Annotated in this window: 14 protein-coding genes and 1 tRNA gene; 10 read left to right on the top strand and 5 right to left on the bottom strand. The window is 66.1% G+C overall.

Going from position 1 to position 16,769, the window contains the following annotated elements:
* The first annotated feature begins 123 nt into the window (after positions 1-123).
* On the top strand, positions 124-366 hold the full coding sequence (locus HYH08_RS27450; protein WP_220012948.1) for a pentapeptide MXKDX repeat protein: 243 nt from the start codon (positions 124-126) through the stop codon (positions 364-366).
* Between the two features lie 111 nt (positions 367-477).
* Here the strand turns inward: HYH08_RS27450 and HYH08_RS27445 are convergent, their stop codons facing one another.
* Positions 478-825, bottom strand: a complete 348-nt coding sequence (locus HYH08_RS27445; RefSeq protein ID WP_220012947.1) for a DUF6481 family protein — start codon at positions 823-825, stop codon at positions 478-480.
* Positions 826-1,087: 262 nt separating this feature from the next.
* Here HYH08_RS27445 and HYH08_RS27440 point away from each other — a divergent pair, with 262 nt between their 5' ends.
* The 3 genes from HYH08_RS27440 (at position 1,088) to HYH08_RS27430 (ending at position 2,568) form a co-directional block, all read left to right on the top strand.
* The gene (locus HYH08_RS27440; RefSeq protein ID WP_220012946.1) at positions 1,088-1,324 is read left to right on the top strand and encodes a hypothetical protein; all 237 of its coding nucleotides are present in this window, start codon (positions 1,088-1,090) and stop codon (positions 1,322-1,324) included.
* A 70-nt stretch (positions 1,325-1,394) separates the two neighbouring features.
* Positions 1,395-1,631, top strand: a complete 237-nt coding sequence (locus tag HYH08_RS27435; protein WP_220012945.1) for a DUF2273 domain-containing protein — start codon at positions 1,395-1,397, stop codon at positions 1,629-1,631.
* Between the two features lie 175 nt (positions 1,632-1,806).
* Positions 1,807-2,568, top strand: a complete 762-nt coding sequence (locus HYH08_RS27430) for a hypothetical protein (RefSeq protein WP_220012944.1) — start codon at positions 1,807-1,809, stop codon at positions 2,566-2,568.
* 316 nt (positions 2,569-2,884) lie between these two features.
* Here the strand turns inward: HYH08_RS27430 and HYH08_RS27425 are convergent, their stop codons facing one another.
* Positions 2,885-3,037: a hypothetical protein gene (locus tag HYH08_RS27425; RefSeq protein WP_220012943.1), complete on the bottom strand. Its 153-nt coding sequence runs from the start codon at positions 3,035-3,037 to the stop codon at positions 2,885-2,887.
* A gap of 685 nt (positions 3,038-3,722) precedes the next feature.
* On the opposite strand from HYH08_RS27425, the gene HYH08_RS27420 reads away from it, so the two are divergent.
* Complete coding sequence (locus HYH08_RS27420) at positions 3,723-3,941, top strand: hypothetical protein (RefSeq protein WP_220012942.1); 219 nt, start codon at positions 3,723-3,725, stop codon at positions 3,939-3,941.
* A 131-nt stretch (positions 3,942-4,072) separates the two neighbouring features.
* Here the strand turns inward: HYH08_RS27420 and HYH08_RS27415 are convergent, their stop codons facing one another.
* Positions 4,073-4,300 (bottom strand): DUF2171 domain-containing protein, encoded by a 228-nt coding sequence (locus HYH08_RS27415; RefSeq protein WP_220012941.1) that lies wholly within the window; start codon positions 4,298-4,300, stop codon positions 4,073-4,075.
* A 138-nt stretch (positions 4,301-4,438) separates the two neighbouring features.
* Here HYH08_RS27415 and HYH08_RS27410 point away from each other — a divergent pair, with 138 nt between their 5' ends.
* Positions 4,439-5,725, top strand: coding sequence for a hypothetical protein (locus HYH08_RS27410; protein WP_220012940.1), 1,287 nt, complete (start codon positions 4,439-4,441; stop codon positions 5,723-5,725).
* 144 nt (positions 5,726-5,869) lie between these two features.
* Here the strand turns inward: HYH08_RS27410 and HYH08_RS27405 are convergent, their stop codons facing one another.
* Together HYH08_RS27405 and HYH08_RS27400 are read right to left on the bottom strand one after the other, a co-directional pair.
* Positions 5,870-6,088, bottom strand: coding sequence for a hypothetical protein (locus tag HYH08_RS27405; protein ID WP_228748092.1), 219 nt, complete (start codon positions 6,086-6,088; stop codon positions 5,870-5,872).
* Positions 6,089-6,283: 195 nt separating this feature from the next.
* Positions 6,284-6,360, bottom strand: a tRNA-Arg gene (locus HYH08_RS27400).
* Between the two features lie 405 nt (positions 6,361-6,765).
* Here HYH08_RS27400 and HYH08_RS27395 point away from each other — a divergent pair.
* The 4 genes from HYH08_RS27395 to HYH08_RS27380 are packed head-to-tail and all read left to right on the top strand — an operon-like array spanning position 6,766 to position 16,727.
* Positions 6,766-11,970 carry an alpha-2-macroglobulin family protein gene (locus HYH08_RS27395; RefSeq protein ID WP_220012938.1) on the top strand — a complete coding sequence of 1,735 codons (5,205 nt, stop codon included), beginning with the start codon at positions 6,766-6,768 and terminating at the stop codon, positions 11,968-11,970.
* Between the two features lie 8 nt (positions 11,971-11,978).
* Positions 11,979-14,087 carry a penicillin-binding protein 1C gene (gene pbpC, locus HYH08_RS27390; protein WP_220012937.1) on the top strand — a complete coding sequence of 703 codons (2,109 nt, stop codon included), beginning with the start codon at positions 11,979-11,981 and terminating at the stop codon, positions 14,085-14,087.
* 50 nt (positions 14,088-14,137) lie between these two features.
* The gene (locus tag HYH08_RS27385) at positions 14,138-15,880 is read left to right on the top strand and encodes an ArnT family glycosyltransferase (protein ID WP_220012936.1); all 1,743 of its coding nucleotides are present in this window, start codon (positions 14,138-14,140) and stop codon (positions 15,878-15,880) included.
* Between the two features lies 1 nt (position 15,881).
* A complete protein-coding gene (locus HYH08_RS27380; RefSeq protein WP_220012935.1) occupies positions 15,882-16,727 on the top strand; it encodes a phosphatase PAP2 family protein in 846 nt (281 codons plus the stop codon).
* Positions 16,728-16,769 lie beyond the last annotated feature (42 nt).

The following is a 16,769-nucleotide window of genomic DNA, read 5'->3' as shown; positions in this document are numbered from 1 at the left end:
AATGCGTGGAGGGCAGCCCGCAGAAATTTATCGGCGCCGGCGTAACAACGCTGGCGGCCGGTCCGTCGAAATCAAATAGCGGCGTCCGTCGCTGACAAACACCATCTCGAAGGAAGATGATCCATGACCATTCGTACCCGCATCGCGCTCGGCGTCTCGGCTGCCGTCGTCTCGCTTGGCCTCGCGCTCGCGCCGGCCGCTTTCGCCCAGGACAAGATGGGCAAGGACGACGGCATGATGAAGAAGGACACGATGTCCAAGGACCACATGAAGAAGGACGCCATGTCCAAGGACGACGGCATGAAGAAGGATCACATGTCGAAGGACGGGATGAAGAAAGACGACGGGATGATGAAGAAGAACTGATCTTCCGCCATCAGGCGCTGCGAACGCGCGCTGAAAATCCGGAGGCGGCCGCATCGGCCGCCCCGGATATGGTCTCTCAGCGCAAATTCAATTGAACGTGGCTTGCGCGCGTTACTTGCGCTTGGCCTTGCGGGCCGCGTAGCGGGCGTCGCGCTTGGCCTTCTGCTCGGCCTCGAGCGCAGCCTGGCGTTCCATGGCTTCCTGCGCCTCGCGCGCGATGCGCGCGGCCTCCGCGGCCTTGGCTTCTTCCTCGAGACGCTTCTGCTCGGCTTTTTCGGCTTCGCGCGCGGCCTTGGCCTCGGCGCGCTTGGCTGCGAGGGCCTCGCGCTCGGCGCGCTTCGCCGCCACCGCGGGATCGTCCGGCCCGGGCTGCGATTTGAATTTGTTCAAAAGATTTTTGCGGGCGTCCTGTGCCGCTTTCTGCCGGTCTGCAAAACCGGGTTCCCTGAATCCACTCATCGACGAGCCTTGTCTTCCTCGCTTTCGATCCTACATAACCGCGTGTTGGTACGTCGGCTGGGCATAGCAGGCGCCGCGCGACGCAGAAGCGTGTACATCCACGCGCGCCGCAAAGCCACAGATATTGCAGCCGATCAGGTAGACGAAAAATCGCCGCCCCCGACGATCTCTCGTATTCCGGAAAAACTGCCGAATTGTGATGTCCCTTATATGGGACCGTCCAGGCGGCGCCTAGCGTTCGCCCACGAGCCGGAGCACGGGCATGACGATCTCCAGACTGAGCCTGAAGGCGCTCGCATTCACCCTCGCGGCGGCCGCGCTGGCCGGCGCCACCCTGCTGCTGGCGCGTCCGCAGCCGATCGAGAGCGCCGTGCTGGGCGCGGACTGGGAATGCACCCAGACCGCATTCGTGGTTACGACCTGCGCACCGCGGGCCCGCGAGGTGATCCCGGCCGTCGAAACCTCGCGCAAGGATGCGATCCGCCCGACTCGGGGCTGAGCGGCTGACGTGATGTGACGCCACGTCGCAGAGCTGATAAAGCGCAGGGCGTCCCCGTGATCGGTTCGCCATGTCCAAGCCTGAAACCAAGCCCGACGCCAACCCCGCGACGGGTGAGAAACCCAAACCTCCGTCAAAACCTCAGTCCGGTGGCAACCGCCGCGGCGCCATCGCCGGCCTCGTCATCGCCATTGTGATCCTCGGCATCGGCTGGTGGCTGGCCCGCGATCTCACCGCCGCCAGCAAGATGCAGGACTGCCTCATGTCGGGGCGGCGCAATTGCAGCGTGATCGAGCCGGCCCGCTAGAGGTGCTCTCGGACGATCCGCTGAAGCCGAAAAATAGCCGTGATCTTAATCATTTGTAACGGGACTTAGCCGATCAAAGCAGGTCAGTTATGTCAGCCGGCATCACCCTGGCGCGAGGCGAATCGTCTATCGCGCGAGGCAACACGGCAAGCGAGAGAGTAGGGGTCCAGCACGCATGAGTGCGTCCAGCCGCATGAAGATCATCATTCCCTTGGTTTCGGCCATGTCCCTGCTCGCCGCCTCGGCGCAGGCGCAGGATGCAGGCCCGCCGCGCCACGACGGCCAGCCGGGGCAGGGCGCAGCCGCGCCGCCCCAGAACATGCGCAAGGGACCTCCGCCGCAGCAGCAGGCGGTCCGCCCTGCGCCGCAGCCCGGCGCCCCGCCCCAGGCCGGCCCCGGTCCCCGCCCGCACAATGCCGGCGGTCCGCCGCCCGGACGCAATTACGCCAGGGGCCCCGCACCGGCGCGCGACTGGGGCGGTCATGCCTATCGCGGCCATCTCGCCTGGGAGGGCGGGCGCTGGCGCCACGAGGTCCACAACGGCCGCTCCGGCTGGTGGTGGGACGTCGGTGGCGTCTGGTACTATTATCCGCAGCGGATGGAAGGTCCGCCCAGCTACATTTCCGAGGACTATTACGACGACGTGCCGGTGGCCTATGCGCCCGCGCCGCCGCCGGTTGCCTACGAACCGCCTCCGCCGCCGGCTGATCCCGGCGCAAGCGCGCTTGGCGGCGCCATCGTCGGCGGCGTGCTCGGCGGCCTGATCTCGGGCAACGCCTCGGGCGCGGCCGCGGGCGCCGTGATCGGCGGCGCCACCGGCGCGATTGCCGGCGCGACGGCGGCCTCGCGTCCCGGTTACTATCTGGCCCAGGGCAATTGCTACTACCGCTATCCGAACGGTCAGTATGTGCAGGCTGATCCGCGCGCGTGCTATTGAGCTTGCGCGGCCGAGATTGAGAACGAAGAGGCGGGCGCAGGCCCGCCTTTTTTGTTGGGCGCCGGTGCGCCTGTTTGCTTGGTGCTGACGCGCCCGTCACGTTCGGCGCCGCACAACAATTGCCTCAAAATAGCGCTGGCGCTCGTTGCCGCCTCAGGCAAGTCTCAAAAGAAAAAACGTCGGGACACGATTCGCGGGGACGTGGGACATGCTGGATGCAATCCAGATCAGCTTGGCGCTGTGGGCCATGATCGTTTGCGGTGGGATCAAGCTGGCGCAGGCCGTGCAGCTTCTGTTTTAGCGCGGGGTCCGCGCGTCAAGACACCAGCCAGTTGAAGAACAGCATCGCGCCCCAGACCAGGCCGCCAATCCAGGCCAGCATCACGATGCCGATGGTTGCGAGCAGCGTGAGGCCGAACAGGTCGGACCTTTCCCGCGGTGTCGTCTCGGCTGCAGCTTCCTGTGTCATGACCGGCAAGACCACCCAATGCCTTCTCGTGCTCTCGCGTCGTTGCGAGTGCTGGGGGATGTTTAGCGGACATGCCGGCCACAGGCTGTGACGTGCTTCACAGATCCGTCCGAATGAGGTCTGGTTACCGCCTCGCGCCATGAACGGCTGTCAACGGGCGATCGGCGTCACCGGATTGGAACGCCCGACGGTATCGCGTTGCCAGGAAATGACACCGCAATCATACGGACGAAATTGCCATCCGCTTGTCGAGATCGGCTGGCTAGTGTGGAGCCATGTGTACCAAGTACGATCCCCAGCACGAAGCCGAGGCCGCAATGAAGCGGGCTGCGGCCGCCGAAGGCGACGACCGGCAAAGACTCATTCAGCTGGCCCTGGCCTGGCATGAGCTTGCCCGCGATCGGCGCGACGAGCAGGCGGACTGAATCGGTCCGGAGGGTCTCGCGCCCTTGCCGTGGCGCCTGGCATGAGAAAGCCCCGTGCTCGGGGGACAAGCACGGGGCCCTTCAAAGCCGACCGGGGCTGGCAGGTCGGCACCACTCGAATTCCTCGCATACAACCCGCTGATCGGGATCGCGTTCCGCCGGTGCTGCGCATTTTGCAGCCGCCGCTGTGACGAGTGCGTCACGGTCGGCCAACGGGTTCTGATGCCGGAACATTCGAACCTCGCCAACGTTGGCGAGCCATGACCGACACGGAATTGCGAGCACAGTCGTTCGAAATCGCCTGGAGATATCTCGACCAGTCGGGCCTTCTGACGGGCGAGCACAGGGACGCGGCGCGCTTTATCCTGAACAGGATCGACCGCATGATGCTGCGCGGCGAGCGCCGCAGGCTGCTGCTGTCGAACGCCGCGATCGATGCGTATCGCTTGCGGCCTGTACTGGTGACGCTGGACGCGTGAATGATCTGACGCAGCGAAACCCGGCGTTAAGACATGTTCGACGCCGGCTTTTTCGGTCCCGATTCCCCCCTCGCGAACGAAGCGGAGTCGGACCGTGAACAAACAAAAAGCCCCCGAAGGGGCTCAGTGGATCAGGCGGCTTCGCTCTTCGGGACTGCATCGGCGTTCATCGACAGCTTGACGACATCGCCTTCGACGGCGCCGACATATTTGGTGTCGATGTAATGATGATGGTCCTGGTGGCCTGCCGGACTGTCCCTGCGCGTGAGCTTGATGCGGTTGCCCTCGACGCGGTCGACGGTGCCGACATGCACGCCGTCCTTGCCGATGATCTTCATGTGCTCTCTGATATCCGACATGATGTTCTCCTTGCGTGACATCAACCGCGCAGCCGCGGCTTCGTTGCAATCGAACGCGCGCACCGATCATAGGACCTCCGGCAGGCGCCATACGTTGAAGAAGGAGCGAAGCCAGCCAGGGATGGTATCAAGAGACGCATGGAGACGATCGAGGCCTATCTGCAGCGGAAGCACCGGGAAATCGGACTGCTGAATGAATGCCTGAAAAGCCCAAGGCGCCTGCCGCCGCCACGATCCGTGGATGACGTCATCAAGGCGAAATTTCAGCTCGCCGCGGCCTTGCGCGCGGAGCATGAGCTGCATGACTGGAACGCGACGGAGACGGCATGGTCTACGACGGCCCGCCCTGCCAGCGGCCCGTTCGTGTTCAATTACGACTATCAGCGCGCGGATCTCGGTGTCAGCGGTCCTTCGTTCTATGAGCTCCCGCGCAACTGCAGGGGCGAGACCATCTACACGGCCTCCGGCATGGCCGCGATTTCAGCGCTGCTGCTGGCGTCCGCCCCGATCATCGGCAAGACCGACATCCTGGTGCTGCCGGGATCCTACGGCGAGACGCTGGAGCTGATCGCGCGTTTTGTCCCGAACCTGCGAACCATCACGCTGCGGCTGCCGCTGGCCGATGCGTTTGCCGCGCGCGGCGCGTCGAACATCCTGTTGCTGGATTCGTGCATCTCTGCCGGCGCATTCGAGGCCGTCCTGCGCAGTGACGCTCCCGCGCTCGATCTGCTGGTGTTCGACACGACATGCTTTGCCGGCCGTTCGGGCCGCATCCGGCGCGTGCTGCGCTGGGCGCGACGGCGCGGCATTCCCGTCGTGATGGTGCGAAGCCACAACAAGCTGGATTCATTGGGTGCGGAATATGGCCGGCTCGGCTCGGCGGTGTTCGTCGGCTGGAGCGGGGAGGGGGCAAGCCGTTCGTCGATCGGACGGCTGGCCACCGAGACCCGCGATGCGGTCCGGCTGCTCGGGGGCGCGGCGTTGCCGGCGCATTTTCCGCCCTATGTGGGCAGCGCGGCCTATTGGAGCTTAACGAAGCAGCGCGTCGCGGCCATCCTGCGCAACGGCCGCCAGACGGCCCGGCTGTTTGCCCGCGAACTCCCTGCGCTTTCGGCCGAACTCCACTTCACCCATGGCCTCTACGTCACGCTCCGCGCCCGCCGCTCCCTCGACGAGGCCGGTGCGCGGCAAGCTGCCGAGGCCATGAGCAGCGACCTGAGCCGGGCCGGATACCCCATTCGCCACGCCGGCAGCTTCGGTTTCGACTTTGCCGCGACCGAATGGTTTCACGACGCGACCACCGACCAGTACAGTGTCCGCGTCGCGGTGCCCGATCTGCCGACCGAACTATGGAATGATCTGGCCGCCGCGATTGCCGATTGGTGGAAAGCGAATCAGTTCGAGCTCGTGACGCGGCGTGCCTGAATTCTGGCAGAACGAAACGAGGCGTTAAGATATCCGCGACGTCGATTTTCGTGGTTGCGATTCGTGCTTCGCGAACGAAGCGGAGTCGGATCGTGAACGGGCAATTACCGGCCAGCAATTGGCCATCTCAATGCAACGCTTTGATCAATCGATCGCCAGGCACTCTTCCACATGCGGTTTCTGCTGGCTTCGCCGTGTCCACGCCTGAACGGCGAAGGCGAGCTGGGTATGGCTCGCCGCAACGTCCGCAATCGACGCCTTCGCAACCTCGATACGTTTCGTCACCCCACTGGTATTCACGACACCGGCATCGATGGCCAAATACGACATCGCGAGGATCGCCACCGCAGATGCGATCGCCATTCTCGTCCACTCGGTTGGCAGCATAGAAGTCCTTGTCGGGCGTAATTCGTTCGGCGCTTACATAGGGCTCGTTCGCGCAGTTCAAAGACCTGGGCATGGTTACCCACGCGTTCGTGAAGGACGACGGATTAGTGAAAGTGCGTGGTGTGGCGGGTCCAGCCATCGTCCGCTCGCCGCCGACGGCACGTCGGAGGCTGGCGATCCCAGCAGGACTCGAACCTGCAACCCGCGGAGTAGAAATCCGCTACTCTATCCAGTTGAGCTATGGGACCGTCTCGAGCCGCCCGGTCCGGGCGGCTGGCCGTTCGTCTACCATGCCAATATGAAAAATCTCGTCTTTCGCCAAGTCTGAACCGAACCGTTTTCGCATCTAAAGCGACAAAGCGAGACGGTGGGGTGTCAGGGTGCCGGGTTGAGCGGCAGCGGCGCGGACGATGGTTCACATCGCCGGGACCGCTGATCAGCTTCCGGGACACGGCCGCCGGTCGACGGGTCGGATAGGGCTGCGCCATCAGGACGGCGTGCGCGGCGGTATCTCGATCGGTCTCCACCGGGCTTGCCTTGTCATGGCGCATGCGACGATTTGCACCTCTGGTTCCATCGCCATCAGTCCGTCACCTTCTCCACGCAATTCTTGCGACAAGCGGCGTTCGTCCGCGATTTCCGGGAGTCCATCCATGATCGGTCTTGTTCGCGCCGTCACACTCTGCGCCGCGCTGGCGCTCGGCCTTTCGACGGCACAGGCCGCCGACAAGGCGTTCAAGCGCGACGATCTCGCCGATTCCGCGATCAAGCTGGAGGCCCAGATCAAGAGTGAGGCGGGGCCGGTCGCCAAGACGACCGCGACGCTGAAGACGGACGCCGACGCCGCCTTCCGCCGCAATGATTACCGCACCGGCCTGTCGGTGCTCGGCCAGATCGCTGCGACCACGCCGGAGGATGCCGGCAACTGGCTGCGGCTCGCCAAGGTGATCCCCCAGATCTGGCCGAAGAACTCGAGCGAGCAGACGTTCCTTTTGGAGCGCGCCTCGACGGCCGCCTACATCGCCTACCAGCGTGCCGGCAACCCGGGCGAGGAGGCCGACGCGCTTGCCGTGCTCGGAAAATCGCTGGCCGAGCGCAAGCTGTGGCGGCCGGCGCTGGATGCGCTGCGGCTGTCGCTCGAGGCCCGCGAGGTCGCCGATGTCCGCGGCCAATATGAGAAGCTGCGCGACGAGCACGGTTTCCGGCTGCTCGACTATACCGTGGACTCGGATTCGGCAAGCCCGCGCGCCTGCTTCCAGTTCTCGGAAGAGCTGGCCAAGCGCACCGATTTTGCGCCGTTCCTGGCGCTGGCGGGCCAGGACAAGCCGGCGCTGTCGGCCGAGGGCAAGCAGCTCTGCGTCGATGGGCTGAAACATGGCGAGCGCTACAACATCAACTTACGCGCCGGCCTGCCGTCGGCGGTCAAGGAAGGCCTGCCGAAATCGGCCGAGTTCAACGTCTATGTCCGCGACCGCAAGCCCTTCGTGCGCTTCACCAGCCGCGCCTATGTGCTGCCGCGGACCGGCCAACGCGGCATTCCCGTGGTCAGCGTCAACACGCCCGCAGTCAATGTCAACGTTTACAGGATCGGCGATCGCAACCTGATCAACACGGTCGTCGACAGCGATTTCCAGAAGACGCTGTCCAAATACCAGCTCGGCGATCTCGGCGACGAGCGCGGCGTGAAAGTCTGGACCGGCGAGCTCGCGACCGCGATGACGCTGAACCAGGACGTCACCACCGCATTCCCGGTCGATCAGGCGCTCGGCGAGCTCCAGCCGGGCGTCTATGTGATGACCGCTGCCGCCAAGGGGCCGGGCTCGGACGACGACTATCAGCTCGCGACGCAATGGTTCATCGTCTCGGATCTCGGCGTCACCGCCTATTCCGGCAATGACGGCATCCATGTCTTCGTGAACTCGCTGGCCTCGACCGATCCGGTCGGCAAGGCCGAGGTGCGGCTGGTCGCGCGCAACAACGAGATTTTGGCCACCCGCAAGACCGACGAGGCCGGACATGTGCTGTTCGAGGCCGGCCTTGCGCGCGGCGAGGGCGGCCTGTCGCCGGCGATGCTCACGGTCACCGGCGAAAAGGCCGACTATGCCTTCCTGAGCCTGAAGACCTCCGCCTTTGACCTCAGCGACCGCGGCGTTGCGGGCCGTGCGGTGCCTGCGGGCGCCGATGCCTTCGTCTATGCCGAGCGCGGGGTCTACCGCTCCAACGAGACCGTCTATCTTACCGCGCTGCTTCGCGACGGGCAGGGCAATGCCGTCACGGGCGGCCCGATGACGCTGGTGATCGAGCGCCCCGACGGCGTCGAATACCGCCGTGCCATGCTCGCCGACCAGGGCGCCGGCGGCCGCTCGCTGTCCGTACCGCTCAACTCGGCCGTGCCGACCGGCACCTGGCGGGTGCGCGCCTTCACCGACCCGAAGGGCGCCTCCGTCGGCGAGACCACCTTCATGGTCGAGGATTACGTCCCCGATCGGATCGAATTCGATTTGTCGGCCAAGGACAAGCTGATCAAAGCTAACGTTCCTGTGGAGCTCAAGGCGGACGGCCATTTCCTCTACGGCGCGCCGGCCTCGGGCCTTGCGCTCGAAGGCGACATGCTGATCGCACCCGCAAGCGAACGGCCGGGCTTTGCCGGATACCAGTTCGGCGTCGCCGACGAGGAGACCACCTCGAACGAGCGCACGCCGCTGGAGAATCTGCCGGAGGCCGACGCCAACGGTGTTGCCACCTTCCCGGTGACGCTGGACAAGCAGCCGGCTTCGACGCGTCCGCAGGAGGCGCAGATCTTCGTCCGCATGGTCGAGACCGGCGGCCGCGCCGTCGAGCGCAAGATCGTGCTGCCGGTTGCGCCCGCGACCGCGCTGATCGGCGTCAAGCCGCTGTTCGGGGACAAGAACGTCGCCGAGGGCGACAAGGCCGAGTTCGACGTCGTCTTCGTCTCGCCCGAGGGCGAGAAGCTGCGCCGCGACGGGTTGCGCTATGAGCTGCTGAAGATGGAGTCGCGCTACCAGTGGTATCGCCAGAACAATTACTGGGAGTACGAGCCGGTCAAGTCGACCTCGCGCGTCGCCGACGGTGATCTCACCATTGCCGCCGACAAGCCGGCGCGGATCTCGCTCAGCCCGCAGCCGGGTCGCTACCGGCTCGACGTCAAGTCGAACGATGCCGATGGCCCGGTGACGTCGGTGCAGTTCGACGTCGGCTGGTATTCCGACGGCAGCGCCGACACGCCTGATTTGCTGGAGACCTCGATCGACAAGCCGCAATACGCCTCCGGCGACACCATGACGGTGTCGGTGAACGTGCGGAGCGCCGGCAAGCTCACCATCAACGTGCTTGGCGATCGCCTGCTGACGACGCAGACCATCGACGTCAAGGAAGGCACCGCGCAGGTCAAGCTCCCGGTCGGCAAGGATTGGGGCACCGGCGCCTATGTGGTGGCGACCTTGCGCCGTCCGCTCGAAGCCGCCGCGCAGCGCATGCCGGGCCGTGCGATCGGGCTGAAATGGTTCGGCATCGACAAGCAGACGCGTACGTTGCAAGTGAAGCTGACGCCGCCGGCGCTGATCCGGCCGAACGGGATGCTGAAGATCCCGGTCAAGCTCGGCGGACTTAATCCTGGCGAGGATGCCAAGGTGGTGATCGCCGCGGTGGATGTCGGCATCCTCAACCTCACCGGCTACAAGCCGCCGGCGCCAGATGATTATTATCTCGGCCAGCGGCGCCTCTCCGCGGAGATCCGCGATCTATACGGGCAGCTGATCGACGGCATGTCGGGCACCCGCGGCCAGATCAAGTCCGGCGGCGACGCCGGTGCGGCCGAGTTGCAGGGGTCGCCGCCGGCGCAGAAGCCGCTCGCGCTTTATTCCGGCATCGTCACGGTCGGCGCCGACGGCACGGCGGAGGTCAGCTTCGACATCCCGGAGTTCGCCGGCACCGCGCGTGTGATGGCGGTGGCGTGGACCGCCACAAAACTCGGCCGTGCCAACACGGACGTCGTGATCCGCGATCCCGTGGTGCTGACCACGACGCTGCCGCGCTTCCTGCTCAATGGCGACCACGGCACGGTCAATCTGGAGATCGACAATGTCGAGGGCCAGGCCGGCGACTACGTCATCAACGTCAAGACCGGCGGTCCGGTGAAGATGACGGGCAATCCCGCAACCACGGTCAAGCTCGCCACCAAGCAGCGCAACTCGTTCGCGCTGGCGATCGATGCGACCGCGGCGGGGCAGGCGACGTTCGACGTCGACATCAAGGGGCCGAACGGGCTGACGCTGGCGCGCCATTACGCGCTCGACGTCAAAGCGGCAACGCAGGTGCTGGCGCGGCGCTCGATTCGCACCCTGGCGAAGGGCGAGAGCCTGACGCTGACCTCGGACATGTTCTCCGACCTCGTGCCGGGCACCGGCAGCGTCTCGGTCTCTGCCAGCCTGTCGACCGCACTCGACGCCGCGACGATCCTCAAGGCGCTCGACCGCTATCCCTATGGCTGCTCGGAGCAGATCACCAGCCGCGCCATGCCGCTGCTCTATGTCAACGACCTCGCGGCTGGTGCGCATCTCGCCATGGACACCGAGGTCGATCAGCGCATCCGCGACGCGATCGAACGGCTTTTGGCCCGCCAGGGCTCGAACGGCTCGTTCGGCCTGTGGTCGGCCGGCGGCGATGACGCCTGGCTCGACGCCTACGTGACCGACTTCCTCACCCGCGCCCGCGAAAAGGGTTTTGTGGTGCCGGACGTCCTGTTCAAGAACGCGCTGGATCGCATCCGCAACTCCGTCGTCAATGGGAACGAGCCGGAAAAGGACGGCGGGCGCGATCTCGCTTACGGCCTCTACGTGCTCGCACGTAATGGCGCAGCGCCCATCGGCGACCTCCGCTATCTTGCCGACACCAAGCTCGCCAACCTCGCAACCCCGATTGCGAAGTCGCAGCTCGCGGCGGCGCTGGCGCTGGTCGGCGACCGCAACCGCGCCGAACGCGTCTACGGTGCCGCGCTCGACAGCCTCGCGCCAAAGCCGGTGCTGGAGTTCGGTCGCACCGATTACGGCTCGCAGCTGCGCGACGCCGCAGCGCTGGTGTCGCTCGCCAGCGAAGGCAATGCGCCGAAGGCGACGTTGACGCAGGCTGTGGCGCGGGTCGAGAGCGCGCGCGGGCTGACGCCCTACACTTCCACGCAGGAGAACGCGTGGCTGGTGCTGGCCGCGCGGGCGCTGGCCAAGGAAAACCTCTCGATCGAGGTTGACGGCCAGTCGGTCAAGACGGCGCTGTACCGCAGCTACAAGGCGGAGACGCTGAGCGGCAAGCCGCTGAAGATCACCAACACCGGCGATGCGCCGGTCCAGGCGGTGATCTCGGTGTCGGGCTCGCCGGTGACGCCGGAGCCGGCGGCATCGAACGGCTTCAAGATCGAGCGCAGCTACTTCACGCTCGACGGCAAGCCGGCCGACATCAGCAAGGTCAAGCAGAACGACCGCTTTGCGGTCGTGCTGAAGATCACCGAGGCCAAGCCCGAGTACGGCCACATCATGGTGTCCGATTATCTGCCGGCCGGTCTCGAGATCGACAATCCAAAGCTGGTGTCGTCGGGCGACAGCGGCACGCTGGACTGGATCGAGGACGGCGAGGAGCCTGAAGACACCGAATTCCGCGATGACCGCTTCACTGCGGCCGTCGATCGGGCCTCGGACTCCAAGGCGGTCTTCACCGTCGCCTATGTCGTGCGCGCGGTCTCGCCCGGCAAATACGTGCTGCCGCAGGCCTATGTCGAGGACATGTACAACCCCTCGCGCTACGGCCGCACCGGCACTGGCAGTGTCGAGGTGCGAGCGGCGAAGTGAGTGGTGAGATGAACGGGATCGAGAAGCACGGCGGTAGAGCGGGGCGACGTAGCGTTATGCGCGTCCTCTCGGCCGCCGCGCTCACCTTCATCCTCGCCATCATCGGCTTCGTCGGCTGGGTCTACTCGCTCGGCCCGCTCCCGCTCGACGAGGCGCGGCAGGTCTCGACCACGGTCGTCGACCGCAACGGCAAGCTGTTGCGGGCCTATGCGATGGCAGACGGCCGCTGGCGGCTGCCGGTTGATACGAAAGCGAATGTCGATCCGACCTACTTAAAACTGCTGTTCGCCTATGAGGACCAGCGCTTCTACGCCCATAACGGTCTCGATCCGCTGGCGCTGGGGCGCGCAGCGTTGCAGCTGGGCACGCGTGGCCACATCGTGTCGGGCGGCTCGACCATCTCGATGCAGCTGGCGCGGCTGATGGAGCCGCGGCGGCAGCGCTCGCTCTATGCCAAGCTGCGGCAGATCGTGCGCGCGATCGAGATCGAGCGCAGCATGAGCAAGGCCGAGATCCTCGACCTCTATCTCGCGCTGGCGCCCTACGGCGGCAATCTCGAAGGCATCCGCGCGGCCTCGATCGCCTATCTCGGCAAGGAGCCGAAGCGGCTGTCGTTGGCCGAGGCCGCACTGCTGGTCGCGCTGCCGCAATCGCCGGAGACGCGCCGGCTCGACCGCTATCCCGAGGCGGCGCGCAAGGCGCGTGACCGCGTGCTCGATCGCATGGTCGAGGAGCATGTGGTCAGCGCTGACGACGCGACACAGGCCAAGGCCGTGCCGGTGCCGAAACTGCGCAAGCCGATGCCGATCCTGGCGCCGCATGCCTCCGACAATGCGCTGGCAACGGTCAAGGACGCGCCGATCATCAAGCTGACGCTGGATGCGAACCTGCAGAAGGTGCTGGAGCCGCTGGCGCGGGACCGCGCCATTGCGCTTGGGCAAAACATCTCGGTCGGCATTATTGTCGTCGACAATGAAAGCGGCGACGTGCTCGCGCGCGTGGGATCTGCCGATTATTTCGACGAGAGCCGGGCAGGGCAGGTCGACATGACCCGCGCCATCCGCTCGCCGGGCTCGACCTTGAAGCCGTTCATCTATGGCCTCGCCTTCGAAGACGGCTTCGTTCATCCCGACAGTTTGATCGACGACCGTCCGGTGCGCTTCGGCTCCTACGCGCCGGAGAATTTCGACATGACGTTCCAGGGCACGGTGCCGGTGAAGAAGGCGCTGCAATTGTCGCTGAACGTGCCGGCGATCGTGCTGCTTGACCGCGTCGGCGCGAGCCGGTTGTCATCGCGGCTGCGGCAGGCCGGCGGCAATCTGATCTTGCCAAAGGACGAGGCGCCGGGTCTCGCCATGGGTCTCGGCGGCGTCGGCGTGACACTCCAGGACCTTGCGCAGCTCTATGCGGGTTTTGCGCGGCTCGGCACCACCAAGCCGCTCCGCGAGGTCATGGCTGCCAGGGACGACCGCGAGCCGATGCGGCTGTTGGATCCCGTGGCGGCCTGGCAGGTCGGCAACGTGCTCCTGGGTACGCCGCCGCCGGAGAACGCCGCCCATAACCGCATCGCCTTCAAGACCGGCACGTCCTACGGCTATCGCGACGCTTGGTCGGTCGGCTTCGATGGCCGCATGACCATCGGCGTCTGGGTCGGCCGTCCCGACGGCGCGCCGGTTCCCGGCCTGATCGGCCGCCTCGCTGCTGCACCGATCCTGTTCGACGCCTTCGCCCGGACTGGCAAGACGCTGACGCCGCTGCCGAAGCCGCCGAAGGGGACCTTGGTCGCCAGCAACGCCAAGTTGCCGTTGCCGCTCAAGCGGTTCCGGCCGGTCGGAGAGCTGGTGCGAACGGGTGGCGAGCAGGCGCTGCACATCCAGTTCCCGCTCAACGGCTCGCGGATCGACGTCGATCGGTCGGGCGGGCCGGAGGCTGCCGCCATGCCCGTCAAGGTCGCCGGCGGCGTGCTGCCCATGACCGTGATGGTTAATGGAATCTCGCTCGGCGAGATCGACGGACGCCGCCAGCGGCTGATCGACCCGCCCGGTCCGGGCTTTGCGCGGCTGACCGTGATCGATGCCACGGGCGCCGCGGACACAGTCGTCATTCGAATTCAATGACCTTGGCTTAAGCGGTTGTGGCGATGGCGGTTTCAGCGTAAGCGGAACCAATGGCCGAGACCTACCCAACACCCCGTTTTGGAGCGCCCCGCGAGCCGAAAGTCCCCGTCAATCCGGGCAGCCGGCTCGTGACCATGCTTGATATCGTCACGGCCAGCCACGCCCGCGCGGTGGCTTTCCTGGTGCTGTGCGCGCTGCTGCTGTTCCTGCCGGGCTTCTTCACGATTCCACCGGTCGACCGCGACGAGGCCCGGTTCGCCCAGGCCACCAAGCAGATGGTCGAGAGCGGCGACTACGTCGATATCCGCTTTCAGGAGGACGTCCGCTACAAGAAGCCGGTCGGCATCTACTGGCTGCAATCGGCCGCGGTCGAGGTCGCGACTGCACTGAAGCTGCCCAAGGCCGAATTGCGAATCTGGGTCTACCGGTTGCCCTCGCTGCTGGGCGCTATCGGCGCCGTGCTGATGACCTATTGGGCTGCGCTCGGTTTCGTGACGCGGCGCGCCGCGGTGCTCGCGGCGCTCTTGATGTGCGCCTCCGTGCTGCTCGGCGTCGAGGCGCGGCTCGCCAAGACCGATGCGATGCTGCTGTTCTGCGTCACCGCCGCGATGGGCGCGATGTCACGGGCCTATCTGTCGTGGCAGCGCGCCGAGGACGAGACCCATCCGCCGTGGTCCTGGCCCGCGATCTTCTGGACCGCGCTCGCGGTCGGCATTTTGATCAAGGGCCCGCTGATCCTGATGTTCGCTGGCCTCACCATCGTCGCGCTGGCGATCCAGGACCGCGATTCCTCCTGGCTGTGGCGCTTGCGCCCCGTCTGGGGCCTGATGTGGATGCTGGTGCTGGTGCTGCCCTGGTTCATCGCGATCTTCTGGCGGGCGGGCGATGCGTTCTTCGCCGACTCCGTCGGCGGCGACATGCTGAGCAAGATCGGCGCCCAGGAATCCCATGGTGCGCCGCCGGGCCTCTACCTGGCGCTGTTCTGGATCACGTTCTGGCCGGGCGCGCCGCTCGCGGCGATGGCGGCGCCTGCGGTGTGGCGGGCGCGGCGCGAGCCCGGCGCGCAATTCCTGCTGGCCTGGCTGGTCCCGTCCTGGATCGTGTTCGAGGCGGTCCTGACCAAGCTGCCGCATTACGTTCTGCCGCTCTATCCGGCGATCGCGATCCTTACCGTCGGCGCGCTGGAACGGCGCGTGCTGTCGCGCTCGTGGCTGGCGCGCGGTTCGGCCTGGTGGTTCGCGATCCCCGCATCGGCCTCGTTCATCGCCGTGCTCGGCGCGGTGCTGCTGACGCGGCAGCCCGCCTTCGTGGCCTGGCCGTTCATCGCGGCCGCGCTGATCTTCGGCCTGTTCGCCTGGTGGCTGTTCGACACCAACCACGCCGAGCGCTCGGTGCTCAATGCGCTGGTCGCGGCCTTGATGCTGGCGGTCACGGTCTACGGCATCGTGCTGCCGTCGCTGACGCCGGTGTTTCCGAGCATCGAGGTCGCGCGTGCGCTGCGCAATGTCAGCTGCGTCGGGCCGAAAGCGGCGTCGGCCGGCTATCACGAGCCGAGCCTGGTGTTCCTGACGGGAACGCAGACCCTGCTCACCGACGGCTCGGGCGCGGCCGACTTCCTGCGGCAGGGCAGCTGCCGCTTCGCGCTGATCGAGCAGCGCTCGGAGCGCAGCTTCGTGCAGCGCGCCGAGGCGATCGGGCTGCGTTACAAGGTCGGGGCGCGCATCGACGGCTATAATTTCTCGCAAGGACGCGCGATCTCGATTTCGATCTTCCGCTCGGAAGGCACCGAGTAGGATGCCTGTGACCACCGACATCGCACCGCGCCCGGGCTATCCCGCGCAATTGCTCGTGGTGGTCGGGCGTGCGCTGGCGCAACTGGTGCGCTCGCCTTCGCATTCGCGCCGCGCCGAGGCCGCGCGAAAACTGGCGCGGCATTCGCTTTGGCTGAGCATGGCAGGTGCGGCCCTGGTCATCGTGCTGATGCTCGCATTCGACCAGACCGAGATCCAGCTGATGCCGGCGCGGGGCACGCCGAGCCTGTGGCCGATCCGCATCCTCACCGATTTCGGCAAGGACGAGTACGTGCTCTGGGTGCTCGGCGTTGCATTGGTGATCCTGGCGCTCGTTGCGGCCGCGCGGCACGGCACGCGCCGGGCGCTGCTGCTCGGTCTCGGCACACGCCTGCAATATCTGTTTCTGTCTGTTGCGCTGTCCGTGTTCGTCGCCGAGATCCTGAAATATCTGATCGGCCGCGGACGGCCCTTCGTCGGCGGCAAGGCCAATCCGTTCAACTTCATGCCGTTCGAAGGCTCGGGCGCTTACGCCAGCCTGCCGTCGGGGCATGCGGTGACGGCATTCGCGCTGGCGTTCGCGGTCTCGGCGCTGTGGCCGCGGCTGCGCGTGTTCATGTTCACCTACGCCATCGTGATCCTGCTGACGCGCCTCGTGCTGCTCGCGCATCATCCGAGCGATGTCGTGGCCGGCGCCCTGGTCGGCATGGTCGGCGCCATGGCGGTCCGCTACTGGTTTGCGGCCCGCAGGCTCGGCTTTGCCATCCGTGCCGACGGCACCATTGTGCCGCTATCGGGGCAGGTCCCGGGCCGCCTCAAAAGGGTTGCCCACGGGGCCTCCGCCCCATAAAAGCGGCTGCCTGCCGGGGCCGCCGGTTCCCTCGAGCAGCAG

This window comes from Bradyrhizobium sp. BR 10289, assembly GCF_019455385.1.
In the GTDB taxonomy this organism is placed as follows: Bacteria; Pseudomonadota; Alphaproteobacteria; order Rhizobiales; family Xanthobacteraceae; genus Bradyrhizobium.
This window is presented reverse-complemented; position numbering and strand designations above follow the sequence as displayed.

Bases quoted from the DNA above. Each gene is read 5' to 3' on its own strand.
- HYH08_RS27445 (WP_220012947.1), bottom strand. From the start codon at position 825: ATGAGTGGATTCAGGGAACCCGGTTTTGCAGACCGGCAGAAAGCGGCA.
- HYH08_RS27425 (WP_220012943.1), bottom strand. From the start codon at position 3,037: ATGACACAGGAAGCTGCAGCCGAGACGACACCGCGGGAAAGGTCCGAC.
- HYH08_RS27435 (WP_220012945.1), top strand. From the start codon at position 1,395: ATGTCCAAGCCTGAAACCAAGCCCGACGCCAACCCCGCGACGGGTGAG.
- HYH08_RS27415 (WP_220012941.1), bottom strand. From the start codon at position 4,300: ATGTCGGATATCAGAGAGCACATGAAGATCATCGGCAAGGACGGCGTG.
- HYH08_RS27410 (WP_220012940.1), top strand. From the start codon at position 4,439: ATGGAGACGATCGAGGCCTATCTGCAGCGGAAGCACCGGGAAATCGGA.
- HYH08_RS27440 (WP_220012946.1), top strand. From the start codon at position 1,088: ATGACGATCTCCAGACTGAGCCTGAAGGCGCTCGCATTCACCCTCGCG.
- HYH08_RS27405 (WP_228748092.1), bottom strand. From the start codon at position 6,088: ATGGCGATCGCATCTGCGGTGGCGATCCTCGCGATGTCGTATTTGGCC.
- HYH08_RS27385 (WP_220012936.1), top strand. From the start codon at position 14,138: ATGGCCGAGACCTACCCAACACCCCGTTTTGGAGCGCCCCGCGAGCCG.
- HYH08_RS27420 (WP_220012942.1), top strand. From the start codon at position 3,723: ATGACCGACACGGAATTGCGAGCACAGTCGTTCGAAATCGCCTGGAGA.
- HYH08_RS27430 (WP_220012944.1), top strand. From the start codon at position 1,807: ATGAGTGCGTCCAGCCGCATGAAGATCATCATTCCCTTGGTTTCGGCC.
- HYH08_RS27450 (WP_220012948.1), top strand. From the start codon at position 124: ATGACCATTCGTACCCGCATCGCGCTCGGCGTCTCGGCTGCCGTCGTC.
- pbpC (WP_220012937.1), top strand. From the start codon at position 11,979: ATGAACGGGATCGAGAAGCACGGCGGTAGAGCGGGGCGACGTAGCGTT.
- HYH08_RS27380 (WP_220012935.1), top strand. From the start codon at position 15,882: ATGCCTGTGACCACCGACATCGCACCGCGCCCGGGCTATCCCGCGCAA.
- HYH08_RS27395 (WP_220012938.1), top strand. From the start codon at position 6,766: ATGATCGGTCTTGTTCGCGCCGTCACACTCTGCGCCGCGCTGGCGCTC.